Below are 20,335 nucleotides of genomic sequence, written 5' to 3'. Positions count from 1 at the left end.
AAATACTAATTAATAGGTATCTTTATTATAAACTCTGATCCTTTCAGAGGTTCACTTTTAATATCAATTTCTCCATCAAATGAAATTACAACATGCTTAACTATTGCAAGTCCAAGTCCCGTTCCACCAACGTCTCTAGATCTTGCTTTATCAACTCTATAAAATCTTTCAAATAGCCTTTCGATGCTTACATTATCTATCCCTATACCATTATCTTTAATACTTATAACAACTTTAGAATCCATATCTCTATAAATTTTAACAAATATTTCACCTTTATCTTGTGTATACTTTACTGCATTATCTATTAGATTTATAAGCATTTGTTTAAACCAACTTTCATTTCCTACTAAAATCGGCAATTTTTCTTCCACAAAGTAGTTAATTGATATTCCTTTCTTATCCGCTTGATTTTTTAGCATTTCAATTACTGTAAGTGTTGTATTTTTTATAAATATTTCCGACTCTTTGTAAGAGCTGTTATTCTCGATTTCTGAAAGAACTAAAATATCTTCTATTAATACTGATAATCTTTGGGCTTCAACATCAATAATTTTTAAAAATTTATTTCTTACTTCTTTATTATCTGATGCTCCATTTAAGAGGGTTTCAGCAAACCCTTTTATAGAAGTTAATGGTGTTTTAAGTTCGTGTGAAACATTTGCTACAAAATCCTTTCTCATATTCTCAAGTTTTCTTATATTTGTAACATCTTGTAGAACGACCAATTTTCCAATTTTTTCTTGTCTATAGTATATTGGATTTGAATACATTGTTATTATTTTTGTATACTCTTTTGTTAAATCTAGTTCAATTTCCTCATTATTATCCGATAAAAGTAATTTTTTAAAGCTTTCTAGCATTTTAGTGTTTTCTAGCAGATCAAAAATATTTTTACCTTTAATAAGCATGTCAGGCAGATCTATATATTTAATAGCTGAAGGATTAATAAACATTACCTTCTTATTGTTGTCAACTGCTACTACACCATTAATTGTACTTGAAAGAATTGCATCCATTTCATTTGCATTTTTATCGAATTCATTAATTTTTTTTGAAAGTTCTTCTCCCATTTTATTAAAATTTTCTGCTAATTCTCCAAGTTCATCGCTAAAATTACTCTTGATTTTCTCACTAAAATTTGCATTTGCAATGCGTTTTGTTGCCGTGCTTAACTCATATATAGGATTAATTATTGTATATAGAAATCTTGAACCTAATAGAATTGAAATAATCACACTAAAAAACATCACAATTACTAGTTCTTTAATTAGAGAAACATTATATTCTCTTATATTTTCAAGTGGAACCGAAAGACGAATAACTCTATAATTGTATTCATTAATAGATAAGGGCATAGCAACATAATACATATCTGTATTTAATGTATTCGAATGCCTTTTACTTACTCCAATTTTACCATTAAAAGCATCCTTAACTTCTGGTCTATTTTTATGGTTATCAAGTTTATCTAAATCACTAGACATATCAGAATCTGCAATAACGGTTCCGTCATAATTAATTACTGTGATTCTTATATTAATTTTTCCTTTAATCCTAACTAAATATGAATTTAATTCTTTAAAAGTAATATCTTTATTCTCCATTAAATAATCTTGTACTACTAGACCAGAAGAAATTAATTTATCTTCCATGCTTTTTATATAATTTGCTTTCATTATATTATTAGCAACAAAGCCAACACTTGTAACCGCAATAACAATAATTATTAATAACAATATATTTAATTTTTTTTGCATAATAACTCCCAGAAAGTTTAATAAAGTTATAAGTTTATAATAACCTTATTATATAATAAAAATAAAAACTTTTAATAAGTTTACAAAAAAAAATAGAACTTAATATACTTAAATCCTATTTTTGTATCACTATTCATTAATAATATTAAATTTTTAATAATGTTTCTAGTCCTAATCCAACTTGATATACTAATTCATCACTATTTAATATAGATAAAAACTTAAATAATTTATCATCTTCTATTCTATGCTTAATTGGCGTTGCAATGTAAGCCACTTCTCGTTTTCTTAGCGGTTTATATGATGGGTCAATAGCATACAAATCCAATCCAATTGCTTGGGTATCATTACAATATTTAACAACTCCATTTTTATCAGTAATATACACTACATCAACTTCAAATTTATTGCATACATCTTGAAGATTAACTTTTTCAAGATCTTTACCTCTAAGTGAACTTTCAATTCTTTTAGCATCATTAAGCATTTTACCAAGCATAACTTTATTAGCAACAAATTGAAGTAAATTATCTGCATTAGTATTCATACTATCAGAAAGCTCAAGCAAACTTGCAGATTCACTGTTTTGATATATAATTTGTGAAGAAGCTTCTTGCATTTGGGAAGTTATTTCTTCTGAAAACTTTGTAACTTCAACAATATTTCCACCAACTTTTATACCTTCTTCATTTACTTTATTAATATCTTTATTCATAGTTAAAAGTTTTGATGAACTTTCTTCTAAAGAATTTTTTATTCCTTCAAAATCTCTTATAGTATCTTTTACAGTTGTATAACCATCTTCAACTAAAGTAATATCTTTTGAAACTGCAAGAGAAATACTCTCTAATCCTTTTTGTAAATTTGTAATTACTTCTTTAATTTCACTTGAAACCTCATTTGTTTCCTGTGAAAGCTTAGATACCTCAGTCGCAACAATTGCAAAGCCTCTGCCATGTTCTCCTGCTCTTGCAGCCTCTATAGATGCATTAAGCGCAAGTAAATTCGTTTGTTCAGAAATATCATTTATCATTTTATTTAAATTGATAACTTCATCAGAATGTTCTTGTAACTCATTTGTTCTTTTCTCAATTTCAGAAATAAGTATTTTTATTTGTTCCATAATTTTCAAAATATTTGAAGTTGAATTTATACTATCTTTTGTACTTTCAATAGTTGTTGTTGTAAAATCAACTGTTTCACCCATATTATTCTTAAGTTCACCTAGTGTTTCTACAATATATTCTATTTCTAATTTTGTATTTTGTAGCATTTCAAATTGTTTTTCACTATTACCACTAGTTAATTCTGTATTAGTAGATATTTGATCCATTGATTCTTTAATTAGTGAAACAACATTCACTAATTTTTCGCTAATTGAACCCATTTCAATAGATAAGTTAACTTGATCTTTAAAATTAATTTTCATATCTTTAATTACTTTTTTTAGCTTTACATAAGTAATATCATTAGAGTTTTGATCAAAATCTTTATCATTAACCATTAAATCGTTATTATTAATCATATCTACCAATATATCTACATTACTTGTGTCGTTTGTAAAATTTTTTAATAATATAAAAGAAATTATAATTGCTGATAGAACCATAATTAAAGCTGAAGCTACAGTCCCTAAAAAATAAGTACTAATAATTCCTGTGGCACCTACTAAAAGTCCTAAAGACAATAACTTAATTAAAACATGAAACTTTGAATTATTCATATATACCCCCATGATTTTATTAACATAATTATATAATGAATTCATTAATTTTACTTTATTATTTTCATACAAAATAAAAATAAGTATCTTATAAGCATGTTTATTTTACTTACAATATGTTAAAATATATTTTGTTAGTGATTTAATAACTTGTAAAAATTTAAAATAAACTTATATAATTTTAATCAGAGGTGATTGTATGTCTAAAAGATACGATTTAATATTTATAATAGGTACAATACTTTCAATCTTAACCGTTGTTTTATTAAAAAGACCTATCATATTTGGTATTCTTTTATCTTTAATTATTTTACTTATAATAAGCTTAAAACTTAATTATAATGTAAATGAATTAATTAAAATAAGTATTAAAAGTAATCGCTCGGTAATATTTGTGCTTGTTATGCTTAGCTTTATTGGAATGATGATTCCAATGTGGATGGCAAGTGGAACTCTACCAACTCTAATTATATACGGTCTAAAATATCTTGGAAACTCCAATATTCTACTTGCGACATTTATCTCTACAGCATTTGTTTCATTAATACTTGGAACAGGAATAGGCACTGTGGGCACTATGGGTTTAGTATTTCTTGGGCTTTCATATGGACTAGATATTCCAAAACCGCTAATTGTAGGTGCAATCGTTTCCGGTTCATATATAGGAGACAGAACTTCACCGCTTTCAAGTATGGCAAATTTATCTAGCAAAATATGTGAAACAAATATTATAGATAATTTTAAGGAAATGCTTAAGACTCTACTTCCTGTTTTTATAGTAACCTCGCTTATTTACTCCATAATTGGTTCAAAGTATTTGGCCACCGAATCATCTACAATAGAATTAAATCATATTGTAAATCTATTAAATCAAAATTTTACAACAGGATTTTTATTATTAATACCACCATTACTAATTATATTTTCAGCAATAATTCTTAAAAAATCTATTGTTTTTAGTATAGGCACTTCACTTTTAAGCAGCATATTCATTAGCCTACTTATAACTAAAATGTCTTTATCTAAAATTCTTACGATTATGATTTTTGGATTTCATCCTGTAAATTCTGAAATTTCAAATATTCTAAGCGGAAGTGGACTTTTAAGCATGGTTATAGTTCTTTTAGTAATCATAACAAGTACTTCTATTAACGCAATATTAACTCATACTAATTTACTTGAAAAAACATTAATAACTTTTTCTAGCAATATCAAATCTTATAGTAATCTTATTCAAAAAACAGCCTTGTTAAGCTCATTAATCACAATTGTTACTTGTAATCAAATAATGACTACATTAATAACAGGGACACATTTTAAAAAAGTATTTAATAAATATAAAATTAAAAGGAATCGTTTAATGCTTACAATAGCAGATACTGGAATAATACTAGTTCCTATAATTCCATGGAATTTAAACGCTATTATTGTTTATTCTATAACTGGTGTAAGCGCTACGCTCTATGCTCCATATGCCTTTTTAGCATATCTTCTTCCACTACTTACTTTTATTTATCCTGTATTTTTAAATAAAAAATATTTATCTAATTTTAAGGAATAATTTTTTATTTATCAAAAAATATAAATACTTAAGCAATAAAATTTTCTCTATTGCTTAAGTATTTTTTTATCCGATGCCTTAGAGTTCTAATACCCCCACTTCTTAAAAAAGTGGGGGATAAAGAACTCTAAAAAGGCCCTGGATTATGTTTTCTAAGATTCAGCGGGAGTAAAAACTCCCTCTGAATCCAAGAAATTCATTTATTTACTATCAATGATTCTACTCCATATATTTATAGAAATAATCAATGAAAAAGTAAATTGATCCAAGTTTAATTTCATGCCATTTATCAGTTCCAAATACACCAACATCTTTACTACTTTCATCAAGCATTGTTGCGAATTCATCTATTATTTGAGAATCTTTATAATCTTGATTAAAGTATATTCCAACAGGAATATTTATCTTTTGAATTTCTAGATTAAATAAACTATCATGAAAATTTCTCTCAAGATTTGATTTTACTATTTTTCCGTATGAGGTATTAGTTCTAATACTATGAAAATCAATTTCAGGCTCAATCATAATAAAACCTTTTGCATTAGTTTTATTTAAAATATTTAATGCAATATCTCCGCCATATCCTCTACCAATAATATATAAATTTTTCTTAATATTAGTTTTTCGAATTTTGTTTATCACGTCAACTATTTCTTTATCAATTTCTTGTTCTGATATATTCTTTAAAACCATTTCGCTTATATTTATATTAAAGGTCTTATTACCTCTATCTGATATTGCTTGAATTAATGGGTCATACTGATTTATATTAGAGTTTTTATTTAAATTACCATCAATTGTTATTACTATATTTTCGTTTTCATATTTTTTATTTACATCAGTTTCTTTATAATCAATTCCATTCCTATTTTCAATTATTTTCGAAGTATAGATTTTGTTCAAATTTAACGTTGAATCTTCGTCTATTATAGTAAAATATTTACTATTATTAATTTCAAATATTTTGCCTTGATTATCAAGCGTGTTACTTTTAGCTAATATCACATTCGCTTGACTACTCACCTTTAATAAATTAATGTTTTTAGCAGTATTAAAATCATATAAGGATTTAGTAGAATTGGTCATTTTAATTTTAGAATCCTCAAAATACTTAGCACCTAGCAAATCTCCATTTTTTATAACAAAATTCTCAATATTTTTATAATTATTTACTATGATTGATTTTATTTTTTTTGTCTCTAAATTAATTATATTCAAATTGTAGGAATCATCTTTTTTTGTAATATAGCTTACATAAGCATAATTGTTTTTAAAGATAAATTTACCCAGATCTTTCTTTTCAATTTCTCCAATCTTCATCCAATTTTTATTATGAATATAATATTCAATCTTCACAGACCCATTTCGAACAGCAAAAACTGGTTTTAGTTCATTGTCAAAGTACACATCTGAAAATTTAGTATTACTAAATATATTTTTTGTTTTATTTGTTTCTAGATCACATAAATAGTAATCGGGAAAATTATCATCTTCACCTTCGTATTGACCATATATTATTTTACTTGTTCCATCAATATTTTGAATATTATTTTTTTCATTACTATACTCGCCTTTGCTAATGGTATTAATGATTTTATCTTCAATGCTAATAGATTTTAATTTATATCTTCCATTAAATTCATCTTTTAAATAATATAAGTATTTATTATTTGATGTAAAATTTATGTATGAAACATTTCCTCTATCTTCTTCAGGAACAGCAAGAATTTCATCTTCAACGTTTTTCCTAACAAGTAGTGAAAAACCATCATATATACCTAGTAATCGTCCATCATCAGATATATTTACACTCCTTTCTATTGGAAAAAAGTTATCTAACGTAGCATACCTATCTTTTTCATATAGAAATATTCTTACTTTATCCGCATTAATAATTCCTATTAAAATAATTATTGATAAAATCACCCCTATTATTTCTAATCTTATTTTTCTTCTAAACAATCTATTCATATGCACCTCCAGTAATTAATAACACCATCTTAACAATTTGATGTGTATTCTATATTACCAAATGGAATATTTACGAAAAAAAATAAACCAATATGGTTTATTTTTTAAGAATTTCATTTTTTTCTATTTTAACTTTGTCATTTTAATTGACTTTTCAACACATTTATCTACCGCTGAAATTATAGAATTTCTAAACCCTCTATTTTCAAGTTCGCAGACTGCTTCTATAGTAGTGCCACCTGGCGAACAAACCATATCTTTTAACTCTCCTGGGTGAATACCTGTCTGAATAACCATATTTGCAGCTCCTTTTACTGCTTGAGATGCAAATTTATAAGCCATTTTTCTAGGCATACCCTTTAAAACTGCTCCATCTGCCAAAGCTTCAATAAACATATATACATATGCAGGAGATGATCCACTTATTCCAATTACACTATCAAATAATTTTTCTTCTATTATTTCACATTCACCAAAGCTCCTAAAGATACTTAAGACAAACTCTTTTTCAAAGTCACTTACATTGAAGTTTGGACAAATCGCACTCATGCCCATGCCTACTAAAACAGGTGTATTTGGCATTGTTCTAATAATTTTTTTATCTTTACCAATTACATTTTCAACGTCTTCTATAGATATGCCAGCTGCAATTGTTATAATTGTTTTTGTATTATTTATTTTATTCTTTATATCATTTAAAACCACATTATAGGCATTTGGTTTTACTGCAATAATTATATAATCAGAATTTTCTGCCACATCATTCATGGAACTCATTTTCTTTACTTTATATTTATCAACATAATTTTTAATCTTATCTTCATTTCTGTCAAAAATTATTATATTAGCCGAATTAAATTCTTTTGAAGAAGCGAGTCCGCCTATAATTGCACCACCCATATTTCCACAACCAATTATTCCAATATTTTTAGCCATAATCCCTCCAATATTTATTAAAAAAAGTAGTAAACATTCATTATGTTTTATTATATAATAATAATTGAAAAGTTAAAGTACTTTTCACAGGTGAATCTAAAAACAGATAATTATGTTAAAAAATTAAGCTTTAATCTAAATATCTAGGTGAATAAAATTAAAAAAAAGTTTTAAGTATCAAAAAATAATACTTAACTTAAAAAGGAGAACAAAATGGCAAAAGTCAAAAATCCAGAGATTACTGTAAATGATACTCATTATAGAAGAATTCCAATAAAAACACATGTTGTAATGAAAGATGATATTTTAGAAAATATAATTAGAAAATATGCTATTGAAAAACTAAAAGAAAACGACATTCTTTTTATCAGCGAAAAAATTGTTGCAATTACTCAGGGTAGAGCTTATTTAGTTAAAGATATAGTTCCAAGAAAATTGGCTGTTTTTTTATCTAATCATGTAACAAAAACTCCAGCTGGGATTGGGCTTGGAATGCCTGAAACAATGGAAATGGCTATAAGAGAAATTGGGACATTAAAAATTCTTTATGCAGCTCTTATGAGTGCAATAACAAAACCATTTGGAAAAAAAGGAGTCTTTTATGAAATTGCAGGTTATAAAGCTCAATCTATTGACGGACCAACTCCTAACACCATACCTCCCTACAATAAACATGTAGTACTCGGACCATTAAACCCTGATAAGGTTGCTAAAGAAATTAGTAAACTTACTAACACATTTGTTGCTATCGTTGATATTAATGACCTTGATGGAGTTATTCTTGGTATTTCCCATAGTGAACTAGATAAAAACTTAATAGCAAAAATTCTTAAAGACAATCCATTAGGACAAAATCATGAGCAAACACCTCTTGGAATAATTAGAAAATTGATTTAACTGAATGTACATACTTTGAAAACCAATTTATGCCAATACCTTTAAGGTATTGGCATAAATTAAATACTATACTTTTTTGGTCTAAGTTTAGAAAACTTATACAACTCATTAAATCCACATTTTTTTAATATTTTTTTAACTTCTACAAAATTAGCTTCTAATGTATCTTTTGTATGTGAGTCTGAACCTAAAGTAATTATTGTACCACCAAGACTTTTATATAATTTCAGCAAATATTCACTTGGAAATTGTTCATTAACATCTTGTCTAAGCCCAGATGTGTTTAATTCAATGCCTTTTCCATTTTCAATAATTACTTTAAATAACTCAGTATATTCACATTCAAATTCTTTAGGACTGAGTTTTGCAATTTCTGTGCTATACCTTTTTAATAAATCAATATGACCAATTACTGAATAATCTCTAAATTCTTTGAGCATTTCGGTCATTTCTAAAATATAATTTTTTAATGCCTCTCTTGGACTTCTATTAATAAAATACTCACCTAAATATAAATCTTCTCTACTACAAACATGCATTGAAGCTATAATAAAATCAATATCTTTTACCCTAGCCACTTTACGACATAAGTCCAAAATATGAGGCTGAATTCCAAGTTCTATACCAATTTTAATAGCTATTTCATTCTTATACTTTTCTCTAATTTCTATTATATGTTCTATATAATTATTAATGTCAAAATTAAATTCAATTGTTTTATCAGTGTAGTCATAATCAATATGATCCGTGAAACAAATTTCTTCAATATTATTTTTTATAGCATAAATTATTATCTCTTCCATATCTTCCTTGCAATCTGCTGAGTAACTTGTATGTATATGATAGTCCATAAAATGCCTCCAAAGTTTTTATTAATTATAACATATGTACAAAATAAAAAATAACTATATCAAAATATAATTATTTTTTATTTTATCCGATGCCTTAGAGTTCTAATACCCCCACTTCTAAAAAAAGTGGGGGATAAAGAACTCTAAAAAGGCACTGGATTATGTTTTCTAAGATTCGGTGGGAGTAAAAACTCCCTCTGAATCCAAGAAATTCATTTATACCTAGAAAGGGACATCTTCTATCAGCGCCTCGCTATTAACTTCTTCAATTTCATTTCCCTTAATTGTATCTCCGTACTCAAGAAATTTAACACTACTAGCTCTAAATTCTGTTATATATACATAATCACCATTTTTATTCTCATAGCTTGCTGTAACTACAGATCCTGTGATGCCTACAAGTTTGCCCTTATCTAGATAGTTAGAGCAACTTTCTGCAAGTTTTCCCCAAACCACTATCCTAGGAAAATCAGCAGTAGGTTTCCCACTTTCTTTACATTCTTCCTTTTGTTTTCTACTTAGACTCCTTGATACTGCAATATTAAATTTCGTAATTGCACTCCCACTCGGTAAATATTTTAGTTCGGGTTTTGCTGTTAGCCTTCCAATTAACGATACATTATTCATAGCATCACTCCTTTTACTATATATTAACATTTTTGATATATAATTTCAAATTAAAATTATTATTTTTTTTTCTATTTTATGTTAAAATAAAACTAGCAGAATATTAACTATAAATTATTTCAAGGAGAAAAAAATGAGCATACATATTAATGCAAAAGAAAATCAAATTGCTGAAACAGTTCTTTTACCAGGAGATCCTCTAAGGGCTAAATACATTGCGGAAACGTATTTAGAAGATGTTATATGCTATAACACGGTTAGAGGAATGCTTGGGTATACTGGAACATACAAAGGAAAAAAGATATCAGTACAAGGAACTGGAATGGGAATTCCATCAATTTCAATTTATGTCTTTGAACTACTTAATTCTTATAATTGCAAAAAACTTATAAGAGTGGGGTCATGTGGATCTATTAACAAAAAAGTTAAGGTAAGAGATATTATTTTAGCAAGTGGAGCTTCAACTAATTCTAGTATTAACAATCTTATTTTTAACAATTGTAATTTTGCACCAATTGCAGATTTTGAACTTTTAAGCAGTGCATATTCTACTGCTAAAGAACTTGGTATAAATGTCCATGTTGGAAATATTCTTTCAACAGATGCTTTTTATAATACTAGAGAAGAATTCTGGAAACCATGGACAGACTATGGTGTTCTTGCTTTAGAAATGGAAGCATCCGCACTATATACATTATGTGCAAGACATAATGCCAAAGGACTTGCAATATTAACTGTAAGCGACTCTATACTAACGGGAGAATCAACTTCTTCAGAAGAAAGAGAAAAAACTTTTACAGATATGATGGAAATCGCGCTTCAATTATAGTAATTTTAAAAAAAAATCTTTAGCTCTTAGTGGCTAAAGATTTTTTTCTATACTAAAGTTTTATATAAGTCGTTCTTGATAAAATTCTCCATAATAATTTTAAACCATTCAGTATATATATCTGAATTAGTTTCCATACTATCTAGCAACTTAGTATAAGTCACCCATTTATATTCCATTGCTTCTTCTTCATTTAACAGTATATCTGAATTATACTTTCCAATTAGAACATGGTCAACTTCATGTTCAGTTAATTCATTGTCAAGCTTAGCTTCATAAGTAAATACAAACACTTCTTTTAATTCGCATGTAAATCCCATTTCTTCAAGTAATCGTCTTTTACCTGCTTCAATAATTTCTTCACCGAGTCTTGGGTGAGAACAACATGCATTAGTCCATAATCCACCAGAATGATATTTGCTTAATGCCCTTTTTTGCAGCAATATTTCTCTTTTATCATTATATATAAATACCGAAAAAGCTCTATGAAGTAAGGCTTTTTCATGTGCCTCCATCTTCTCCATGGTTCCAATAATATTATCTTTTTCATCAACTAAAACAACTTTATCCATAATTATCCTTTCAATTTATTAGTATTATCGCTAGCAAGATTTGCTATTTTTTCTTCTACCGAAGCTTTTAAATATACCATTAAAACAAAAAAAACAAGTAAACTTATAACCATTGCAATATTATTGGAAATAAATTGTAATAACAACCCCATCATTATAAAAAATGCACCAATCATTATATGATATTGAGAAGTTAATGATTTGTATTTTATAGTATCTTCAACCTCATCCATCTTTACACTCTGACATATTGTTGAATACTTACTTTTGTTTTTCTTAACAATTAACCATCCAAGGTATGCGATAGTAAAGCCTCCTACAATTAATATTAATCCTACAATTGATATTGGGTTCATATACTCTCCTCCTATACAATAACTATCAAATTATTATATTTTTTTATATCACCAGTTCTTACAATAAATTTAGCGTTTTTAGCTACTATCTTAAACTGCCTATAAGTCAAATATTTAAGGTTATTTAAACAACTCATCTTTGAATATTCCTCTTTATCAACACCACTAATTTCCTCTGGAAATGTTATATCTGTTGATTCTACTTCTGTAAAAATGACCTGCATAACATCTATTAAATTCGGAACATTGTCTGTAAGAGAAAGATCAATTACTTTTACATCTTTAGAACACGGGAATTCAGAATTTACTATTACAAAAGAATCGCTCTCACCAAGTTTTGAAAGCTCATATAAGAGTTCAGAGTTTTTAATTTTTGAATTTATCATTTATGACTCACTTTCTTCACAAAAAATTTTCTCAATTTCTAACCAACTGCTTACTACCTTCCCATCCCAATTTTGATTAAAAAGAGTATCCTTATATTTAAATAAATATTTTTCTTTAGCTTTAGTAGATATTAAATTTTCGGGGTGATCGTCAATAAAAACAGAATTGTTTTCAATCATATGAATTCTACCTTTACCTACTCCGTTACTTCCAGTATTAATAACCACTATTACTTCACTTATATAAGGTATATTCTCTTCTATCCAAAGTACTTTTCTTGAAGCATTTGCAGGAGTTGCAGATGTGCAAATAATAACATCATGTACTTCATTAAGTTTTTTTAACACTCTTTCAGCGTCCATATACAGTGTCAAATTATTAAAAAATTCATCACTTCCAAAAAGTTCTGCAATTTTTTCAGAAGGATTTTCATACAATTTAGTTATAAGCGTACAAGTATACTTAAACGTCCAGTCCTTAACTTCTCTCCATTTTGCCTCTGTAAATTCTTCATGATCTTTATATTTTTCATTATATATTTTACATATTGATTTTTCTGCATTTGCAATAGTGGAATCAAAATCTATATAAAGCACTTTCTTTTGCATAATACTCTCCTTTTAAGTTTATTCTCTTAATTATACTACACATTTTGCAACAAGTCTTTATAATAAATACTCAAAAAAAAAACCACAAAGTGGTTTTTTTTAATATCAACCTTATCTTTTTAAATATCGAAGCTTAATCCTAAGAAATTCATTCCTTTACCGTGGATTTCTTCAACTTTAAGTTTCACTTTTCCACTTGAATAATTGTTGTTTTTCTTTGCATTATTTGCTTTTCTCTCTCTAGCGTTCTCTACATTTTTCATTTTGTTTTCCTCTCTCTCTCTATATATTAGTAATATTATAAATCAAACTTTACTACTAGTACAATCTCTCTATAATATTTGTACCTCGTAATATATTAATTTATATTATCATGATTATATTTAATTAAATTAATTAAGTCAATAGAAAAGTCAGAAAATTCTAATATTTTTTTATACTTAAAATTTTATTGCAATAAAAAAAACTCTAGATATAAAATCTAGAGTTTTATTTTTGTATATTTTAACTATTTAATTCCAGCTACGTTGAAGATATAATAATAAGTTCCAACATAAGGCATAATTTGGAAAGTATCATCTTCTGCTAATAATCTTGGAATTTCAGCACTTGGCATACTATCAATAATATCTAATTCGTCAGCTTCATATGCAGTTAATGCAGTTGAAGAGTCAACTATCATTTGTGCAGTAATTTTCTTTAATTTTACTTTATCAGCATCATAGTAATTTGGATTAGGAACTAATACAATTCTGTCACCAGTTTTATATTCGCTCATTTTGAAAGGTCCATTACCAATAGCTGTTTTTGGTGTTCTAGCCCAGTTATCAGGATCAGCATCAACAATATCTTTTCTAACAGGCATAAAAGTATAGAATGTTACTAAGTCAGTGAAATAAGGAGTTGGAGCATTTAATTCAACAACTAAAGTTTTATCATCAGTTGCATGAATAGCTACATCTTCAATTTTTCCGTTTCCTTCGTAATAATCTTGAGCACCTTTGATATAGAACATTTGGAATCCATACTCAGCACCAACTGCTGGATCTAAAGCACGTTTCCAAGCATATTCGAAATCATTAGCAGTAACAGGTTTTCCATCAGCCCATTTAGAATCTCTTAAATGGAAAGTGTATTTTGTTCCATCTTCTGAAACATCATAACTACTTGCAGCACCATAAGTTATACCATCTTTAGTTTTCTTAAGAAGACCTTCGAAAGTATTATTAATAATATGTCCACCATCTACAGCACTATTAAGTCCTGGATCAAGTGTTTTAGGCTCTCCGCCAAGGTTCCATCTTAATTCACCATTTGGAGTAGAAGTTTCAATAAACGACCACATTCCAAGTGAATTTAAGTACCAATCTTTTACATCATTTTTAACCATGATAGGATTTGTATAGTAGTAAATAGGCATTACTATCATATCATCCATCATCATTTTTTCAGCTTCCATTAAAAGTTTATCTCTATCAGTACCTGTAGCTAATTTTGATGCCTCAATTACTTTATCAAATTCTGGTTTATCCCACTGAGCATCATTGTTTCCAGAATATGTAGTCCACATATCTAAGAAAGTCATAGGATCTTCGTAGTCACCAATCCAACCAGCTCTAGCAACTTGGAAGTTACCTTGATGTCTAGTATCTTGGAATACTGCCCACTCTTGATTAGTAAGTTCAACATTAATGTTTAAGTTTTGCTTCCACATTTCTTGAATAGCCTCAGCAATAGCTTTATGACCTTCACTTGTGTTATAAACTAAACTTAAAGTTGGAAAACCTTCACCATCAGGGAATCCAGCATCAGCTAATAATTTTTTAGCTTCAGTAACATTTGCTTCATAAGGATCAATACCATAATCGCCAGCTGTTTCTCTAAAATCTTTACCATCTGACATTTTTAATCCTGGAGGAACGAACCCAGTTGCTGGAATTTGTCCACCTTTAGTTACTGTTTCAACAATTGCAGTTCTATCAATTGCAAGTGTTAATGCTTTTCTTACATCTAAAATCTTAATAGCTTCATCAGCAGTAACAACTTTAGCTGGAGCAGTTGCTTCATCAGTTGTTGTCACTTCATCAGTTGTTGTTGCTGGTTCAGTTGTTGTTGGCTCAGCAGGTTTAGAACAACCAGCTAATGTACCAACTACTAACATAAGAACCAATAGTAGTGTTAAACTTTTTTTTATCAAATTTATCCCCCCTAGAAATAGTGTTGATATAAACTATCAACTTATATTAAATTGTGAGTTAAGAATTTTCACACAATTTAAACCATGTATAATTATACCGTAAATCTACTACAAAATCAAATATAGAAAATATTATATTTAGAAATTTTTCTATATTTGATCATGTATTTTGTATATTTTGGTATATTTACCCTGTAATTATTACTTTTTCTTAATAGTGTTAAGGTGGCAAGCTGACATATGTCCGTCTCCCAAGTCAATTAAATTTGGCTCTTCTTTTGAACAAATATCCATTGCATACCTACATCTTGTTCTAAATCTACATCCAGATGGAGGATTTATAGGACTTGGTACATCCCCTTCAAGTATAATACGCTTATTATTTTTAGCAATATCAGGATTAGGTACAGGAATTGCAGATAATAATGCCTGTGAATACGGATGATTTGGAGCATTATAAAGTTCATCTGCATCAGCTACTTCAACTAATTTACCTAAATACATTACTCCGATTCTATCAGATATATGTTTAACCATAGACAAATCATGTGCAATAAATAAATATGTTAAACCTAACTCATTTTGTAAATCTTCTAGCATATTAACAACTTGAGCTTGTATAGAAACATCAAGTGCAGATATTGGTTCATCACAAATGATAAATTTTGGATCAACTGCAAGTGCTCTTGCAATACCAATTCTCTGTCTTTGCCCACCCGAAAATTCATGTGGGTATCTGCTTGCATGTCCTTTACTTAAACCAACTGTTTCAAGCAAACTATATATTTTTCTCTGTCTATCATCACCTTTAGCTAGTCCATGAATATCTAAAGGCTCACCTATAATATCAGAAACTGTCATTCTAGTATTTAACGACGCATAAGGATCTTGAAATATCATTTGCATTTTTCTTCTAAATAATTTTAAATCTCTTTCTTTCAGCTTACTTACATTTTCACCTTCGAAGATTATATCTCCACCAGTTACATCATACAGCCTAATAATTGTTCTTCCTGTTGTAGATTTACCACAACCTGATTCTCCAACTAAACCAAAAGTTTCACCTTTATTAATGCTAAAACTTACTCCATCAACAGCCTTTACATACTCAGTTTGTCCACCGAAGAATCCTTTATTAAGAGTAAAATATTTTTTTAAGTCTTTTATTTCAAGTAGTACTTCTTTTTTATTTAACTCTGCCATTATTTTGCCTCCCTTACAACTGCCCCTGTTTCAATTTCAACCTTTGGAGCGTCTTCATGAAGTAACCAACACATTGATCTACGTCCTTCACCAACTTCGAAATAAGGAGGAACTTCCTCAGTACATATTCTCATAGCATAGTCACATCTTGCAGCAAATGGACAACCTTTTGGAGGTTTTACTAAATCCGGAGGTGTTCCATCAATTGGAACTAATCTTTGTTTCTCTTTTGTTTCTACTTTCGGAATTGATTTTAAAAGTCCCATCGTGTAAGGATGTTTTGGATCATAGAAAATTTCCTCCACTGTTCCTTCCTCCATAACAAGACCACCATACATTACTATAATTCTAGAGCAAACGTCTGCAACAACACCCAAATCATGCGTTATCAGAATTATCGATGTATTCACTTTATCTTTTAACTCTTTCATAAGTTCTAATATTTGAGCTTGAATTGTAACATCAAGTGCAGTAGTAGGTTCGTCAGCAATAAGTAAATCTGGTCTACAAGAAAGTGCAATTGCAATCATAGCTCTTTGTCTCATTCCACCAGAAAACTCATGTGGATAATTATCAATTCTTTTATCTGGAGAAGGAATACCTACTAAAGTAAGCATTTCAATAGCTTGCTTTCTAGCATCTTCTTTATTTATATCTTGATGTTGCATAATTGCTTCAATAATTTGATTTCCAATTGTATAAACTGGGTTTAAAGATGTCATTGGATCTTGAAATATCATTGCAATTTCATTTCCTCTTACAGCTCTCATATCTTTTTCGCTAATTTTTTTAAGATCTTCACCTTTAAAAATGATTTCTCCATCTTTGATTTTACCCGGAAATTGTAAAAGTCTCATTACTGACATTGAAGTTACACTTTTTCCAGATCCTGATTCTCCAACTATTCCTAAAGCCTCTCCTTTACCAACGTGAAAGCTTACACCTCTTACAGCTTGAACTTCCCCTATATGCGTATAAAAAGAGGTTTTTAAATTTTTTACTTCTAATATATTTTCAGCCATTTCTTACTCCTCTCTTATTTACGTAATCTTGGATCTAACGCATCTCTTAATCCATCGCCTAAGAAGTTAAATGCAAGCATTGTAATACAGATCGCTGCAGACGGATAGAATAATTGATAAGGGTAAGATCTAAGTCCTGTTAATGCATCACTTGCTAAAGTACCCCAAGAAGCAATTGGAGGGCTTACGCCAAGACCAATAAAACTTAAGAATGCTTCAGTAAATATTGCACTAGGAATCATCATTGTCATCGCAACAATAATTGGTCCCATTGCATTCGGAATTAAATGTCTAAACATAATTCTCATTGTACTAGCACCTAAAGTTCTTGCAGCAAGAACATACTCTTGTTCTTTTAAACTAAGAACCTGTCCTCTTACAATTCTCGCCATACCAACCCAATATACTGAGCCGATTGCAATAATAATTGATTTTAAACCAGTACCAATTAAAACAGTAAGAAGAATAACGTATAATAATAGTGGAATAACACTAATAATATCAACAATTCTCATCATTATATTATCAATTTTACCACCTAAATATCCTGAAGTACCACCATAAACAACTCCAATAAAGAAATTTACAACAGTTGCAATTAAAGCGATAAATAATGATATTCTAGCTCCAAATAGAACTCTTGCAAGCAAATCTCTACCTAAAGTGTCTGTTCCGAACAAATAAGATTTATTTCTTACATTTTTACTTGAAGAGACTTCTTTATCATTAACATAAAGCTTAAACTTAATATTTTCAGGATTTTTATCACCTTTTAATCTTGCAAAGTGATAATCGAGCTTTATAGTATTTCCATTAAGTTCGTAAATATTATAATTATCTTTCATATTTTTTTCTTTTTCTCTAATTCTTTTTAAAATTTCACCTTTAGCAGTAACATTATATATTTTATATTCTCTATGAACATAAACATACGAATCATCGCTAACTTTATAAATTCTAATTTTTGCAGGTATATTTGCTAATGATAAATTCTGTGAAGAATAATCATGTGCAATAACCATTGGCGCAAATGTAGCTAATATTGCTAGAATAATTATAGTTGCTAAACCTAACATTGAAAACTTGTTTTGTTTCAATCGTCTCCATGCGTCTTGCCAATACGTTAGACTTGGACGAAGGATTAGATCTTTATCTTTTTCTTCTTTTGGCAATTGCTGCCACATATCTTTTGAAATTTTAGCCATGTCAATCCTCCTAATCATGTAGTTTTATTCTTGGATCAATAAATCCATAAAGTATATCGACAATTAAAACCATCACAATAAGGAACATTGCATAAAATATTGTAATTCCCATTAAAACAGTATAGTCACGATTTCCAACACTCTCAACGAAATGTTTACCCATTCCAGGTATTGCAAATATTTTCTCAATAACAAATGAACCAGTTAATAGATTTGCAATCATAGGTCCCATATACGTTACAACTGGAATAAGCGCATTTTTTAAAGCATGCTTTACAATAACTTTAAATTCTGAAAGTCCTTTTGCTCTAGCAGTTCTAATGTAATCTTGTTGAAGAACTTCAAGCATACTTGATCTTGTAAGTCTTGCAACAAATGATAGAGAAAAACCTGATAAAGCAAAAACTGGTCCAATCAAATGCTTCCAAGTCGTAAGACCGTTGGATGGAATCCAATGCAACTTGGCACTAAAAATATATATAATTCCTGTCGCCATAACGAAACTTGGAATTGTTACACCGAGCGTTGCAATAATCATAACAGTCTGATCTTGCCATTTATTCTGTTTTAAAGCAGAAATCATACCAATTGGAATACCAAGTAAAATAATAAGTATTATTGCTCCTCCACCTATTTTAGCCGTAGCTGGAAAACCTGCTTTAATTAAGTCATTTACTGTTACTCCAACTCTTTGGAATGATGGTCCTAGATTAAAAGTAAATACGCCTTTAACATAGTCTACATATTGAAGCCAAAGTGGATCGTCTAAATGATACTTTGCATTTAATGCTGCAATTACTTCTGGTGGAAGTGGCTTTTCTCTAGTAAATGGTCCACCTGGAATAGCATGCATTAAGAAAAATGTAATTGTTATAATTAGGAACAATGTAATCATCATTGTTACGATTCTGTTAAATAGAAATTTTCCCAATTATTGCACCCCTTTCTTTTTTTAAATTTTCTGATAATAATCGCTTTTAAAAAATGTTTTTAAATAAAAACCTATTCTCTATAAAATAAATTAATTTATAGAATTCCCCCTTCTCACACTTCTCATTAATATTCGTTTACACAATGTTCAGTAAATAAAAACGATGTGTTAACAAACCGTTAACAATACAAATATAGCTGATAAACGTTAGAATTGCAATACTTATATGGATATAAGCGATGTTAACATTCTGTAATAAACCGTAACACTATTGGTATAGCTAACATAAAAACTGCAAATACACAGTTATTATTTTAATAGAAAATAGTGCATAAATATTTTTTTATATGCCTTATTATACTCTATTTTATGTTTATATATAACATAAAGCTAAAAGAATTATCAAATAGTTCAAAATAAGCAGTTTTAATTTATAGAAAATTGAAATTTTACTAATAATATATTTCGTTTCTATAACAAATGTTATTTTTTCAAACTTTTAAGCAATAGTGTTGTATGTTATTCACAAACACATGAAAGTTTAATTTATATTTCGAATATTACGACATTTTACTCGAATTTAATTATTTCTATTATATTTAATAAAATATTTAAATATTATGTCAATATTCCAATATTATACGAAAACTTCTTCATTCATAAGTATTTCTTGTTAATATTCTGCTACATTGTATTAAT

General features: G+C 28.4%; 19 protein-coding genes. 3 read left to right on the top strand and 16 right to left on the bottom strand.

The annotated features are described in order from the left end of the window. Window positions 1-5: 5 nt before the first annotated feature. Together AACH12_RS05140 and AACH12_RS05135 are read right to left on the bottom strand one after the other, a co-directional pair. Window positions 6-1,760: an ATP-binding protein gene (locus AACH12_RS05140; protein ID WP_338536988.1), complete on the bottom strand. Its 1,755-nt coding sequence runs from the start codon at window positions 1,758-1,760 to the stop codon at window positions 6-8. A 145-nt stretch (window positions 1,761-1,905) separates the two neighbouring features. Then, window positions 1,906-3,483, bottom strand: coding sequence for a methyl-accepting chemotaxis protein (locus tag AACH12_RS05135; protein WP_338536987.1), 1,578 nt, complete (start codon window positions 3,481-3,483; stop codon window positions 1,906-1,908). 199 nt (window positions 3,484-3,682) lie between these two features. Between AACH12_RS05135 and AACH12_RS05130 the strand changes: the two genes are divergently transcribed. Next, on the top strand, window positions 3,683-5,044 hold the full coding sequence (locus AACH12_RS05130; RefSeq protein ID WP_338536986.1) for a Na+/H+ antiporter NhaC family protein: 1,362 nt from the start codon (window positions 3,683-3,685) through the stop codon (window positions 5,042-5,044). 219 nt (window positions 5,045-5,263) lie between these two features. Here AACH12_RS05130 and AACH12_RS05125 read toward each other — a convergent pair whose 3' ends face one another. Then, the gene (locus AACH12_RS05125) at window positions 5,264-7,015 is read right to left on the bottom strand and encodes a hypothetical protein (RefSeq protein WP_338536985.1); all 1,752 of its coding nucleotides are present in this window, start codon (window positions 7,013-7,015) and stop codon (window positions 5,264-5,266) included. Window positions 7,016-7,138: 123 nt separating this feature from the next. Next, complete coding sequence (gene proC, locus AACH12_RS05120; RefSeq protein ID WP_338536984.1) at window positions 7,139-7,951, bottom strand: pyrroline-5-carboxylate reductase; 813 nt, start codon at window positions 7,949-7,951, stop codon at window positions 7,139-7,141. Window positions 7,952-8,164: 213 nt separating this feature from the next. Here proC and AACH12_RS05115 point away from each other — a divergent pair, with 213 nt between their 5' ends. Beyond that, window positions 8,165-8,848 (top strand): coenzyme F420-0:L-glutamate ligase, encoded by a 684-nt coding sequence (locus tag AACH12_RS05115; protein WP_338536983.1) that lies wholly within the window; start codon window positions 8,165-8,167, stop codon window positions 8,846-8,848. Window positions 8,849-8,907: 59 nt separating this feature from the next. Here AACH12_RS05115 and AACH12_RS05110 read toward each other — a convergent pair whose 3' ends face one another. Both AACH12_RS05110 and AACH12_RS05105 read right to left on the bottom strand, forming a co-directional pair. Then, window positions 8,908-9,699, bottom strand: a complete 792-nt coding sequence (locus tag AACH12_RS05110) for a histidinol-phosphatase HisJ family protein (protein ID WP_338536982.1) — start codon at window positions 9,697-9,699, stop codon at window positions 8,908-8,910. Between the two features lie 222 nt (window positions 9,700-9,921). Next, window positions 9,922-10,326, bottom strand: coding sequence for a single-stranded DNA-binding protein (locus AACH12_RS05105; RefSeq protein WP_338536981.1), 405 nt, complete (start codon window positions 10,324-10,326; stop codon window positions 9,922-9,924). 133 nt (window positions 10,327-10,459) lie between these two features. Here AACH12_RS05105 and deoD point away from each other — a divergent pair, with 133 nt between their 5' ends. Further along, on the top strand, window positions 10,460-11,155 hold the full coding sequence (gene deoD, locus AACH12_RS05100) for a purine-nucleoside phosphorylase (RefSeq protein ID WP_338536980.1): 696 nt from the start codon (window positions 10,460-10,462) through the stop codon (window positions 11,153-11,155). Window positions 11,156-11,202: 47 nt separating this feature from the next. Here deoD and idi read toward each other — a convergent pair whose 3' ends face one another. The 10 genes from idi to AACH12_RS05050 form a co-directional block, all read right to left on the bottom strand. Beyond that, window positions 11,203-11,727 carry an isopentenyl-diphosphate Delta-isomerase gene (gene idi, locus AACH12_RS05095; RefSeq protein WP_338536979.1) on the bottom strand — a complete coding sequence of 175 codons (525 nt, stop codon included), beginning with the start codon at window positions 11,725-11,727 and terminating at the stop codon, window positions 11,203-11,205. 2 nt (window positions 11,728-11,729) lie between these two features. Further along, window positions 11,730-12,083, bottom strand: a complete 354-nt coding sequence (locus AACH12_RS05090) for a hypothetical protein (protein ID WP_338536978.1) — start codon at window positions 12,081-12,083, stop codon at window positions 11,730-11,732. An 11-nt stretch (window positions 12,084-12,094) separates the two neighbouring features. Beyond that, window positions 12,095-12,469, bottom strand: a complete 375-nt coding sequence (locus AACH12_RS05085; RefSeq protein WP_338536977.1) for an RbsD/FucU domain-containing protein — start codon at window positions 12,467-12,469, stop codon at window positions 12,095-12,097. Next, window positions 12,470-13,078: a 5' nucleotidase, NT5C type gene (locus AACH12_RS05080; protein ID WP_338536976.1), complete on the bottom strand. Its 609-nt coding sequence runs from the start codon at window positions 13,076-13,078 to the stop codon at window positions 12,470-12,472. A 119-nt stretch (window positions 13,079-13,197) separates the two neighbouring features. Continuing rightward, window positions 13,198-13,341: a hypothetical protein gene (locus AACH12_RS05075; RefSeq protein ID WP_338536975.1), complete on the bottom strand. Its 144-nt coding sequence runs from the start codon at window positions 13,339-13,341 to the stop codon at window positions 13,198-13,200. A gap of 245 nt (window positions 13,342-13,586) precedes the next feature. Next, window positions 13,587-15,275 (bottom strand): peptide ABC transporter substrate-binding protein, encoded by a 1,689-nt coding sequence (locus AACH12_RS05070; RefSeq protein WP_338536974.1) that lies wholly within the window; start codon window positions 15,273-15,275, stop codon window positions 13,587-13,589. Between the two features lie 201 nt (window positions 15,276-15,476). Next, window positions 15,477-16,478 carry an ABC transporter ATP-binding protein gene (locus tag AACH12_RS05065; protein ID WP_338536973.1) on the bottom strand — a complete coding sequence of 334 codons (1,002 nt, stop codon included), beginning with the start codon at window positions 16,476-16,478 and terminating at the stop codon, window positions 15,477-15,479. Continuing rightward, the gene (locus AACH12_RS05060; protein WP_338536972.1) at window positions 16,478-17,500 is read right to left on the bottom strand and encodes an ABC transporter ATP-binding protein; all 1,023 of its coding nucleotides are present in this window, start codon (window positions 17,498-17,500) and stop codon (window positions 16,478-16,480) included. Before AACH12_RS05060 ends, AACH12_RS05065 begins: the two co-directional genes overlap by 1 nt. Window positions 17,501-17,514: 14 nt before the next feature. Then, window positions 17,515-18,705: an ABC transporter permease gene (locus AACH12_RS05055; RefSeq protein ID WP_338536971.1), complete on the bottom strand. Its 1,191-nt coding sequence runs from the start codon at window positions 18,703-18,705 to the stop codon at window positions 17,515-17,517. A 10-nt stretch (window positions 18,706-18,715) separates the two neighbouring features. Further along, window positions 18,716-19,636, bottom strand: coding sequence for an ABC transporter permease (locus tag AACH12_RS05050; RefSeq protein ID WP_338536970.1), 921 nt, complete (start codon window positions 19,634-19,636; stop codon window positions 18,716-18,718). Window positions 19,637-20,335 lie beyond the last annotated feature (699 nt).

The sequence above is a fragment of the Helicovermis profundi genome (genome assembly GCF_033097505.1).
GTDB classification, from domain to species: Bacteria; Bacillota; Clostridia; order Peptostreptococcales; family Acidaminobacteraceae; genus Helicovermis; species Helicovermis profundi.
The sequence above is the reverse complement of the archived record's forward strand: the minus strand, read 5'-3'. Positions and strand labels throughout refer to the sequence as shown.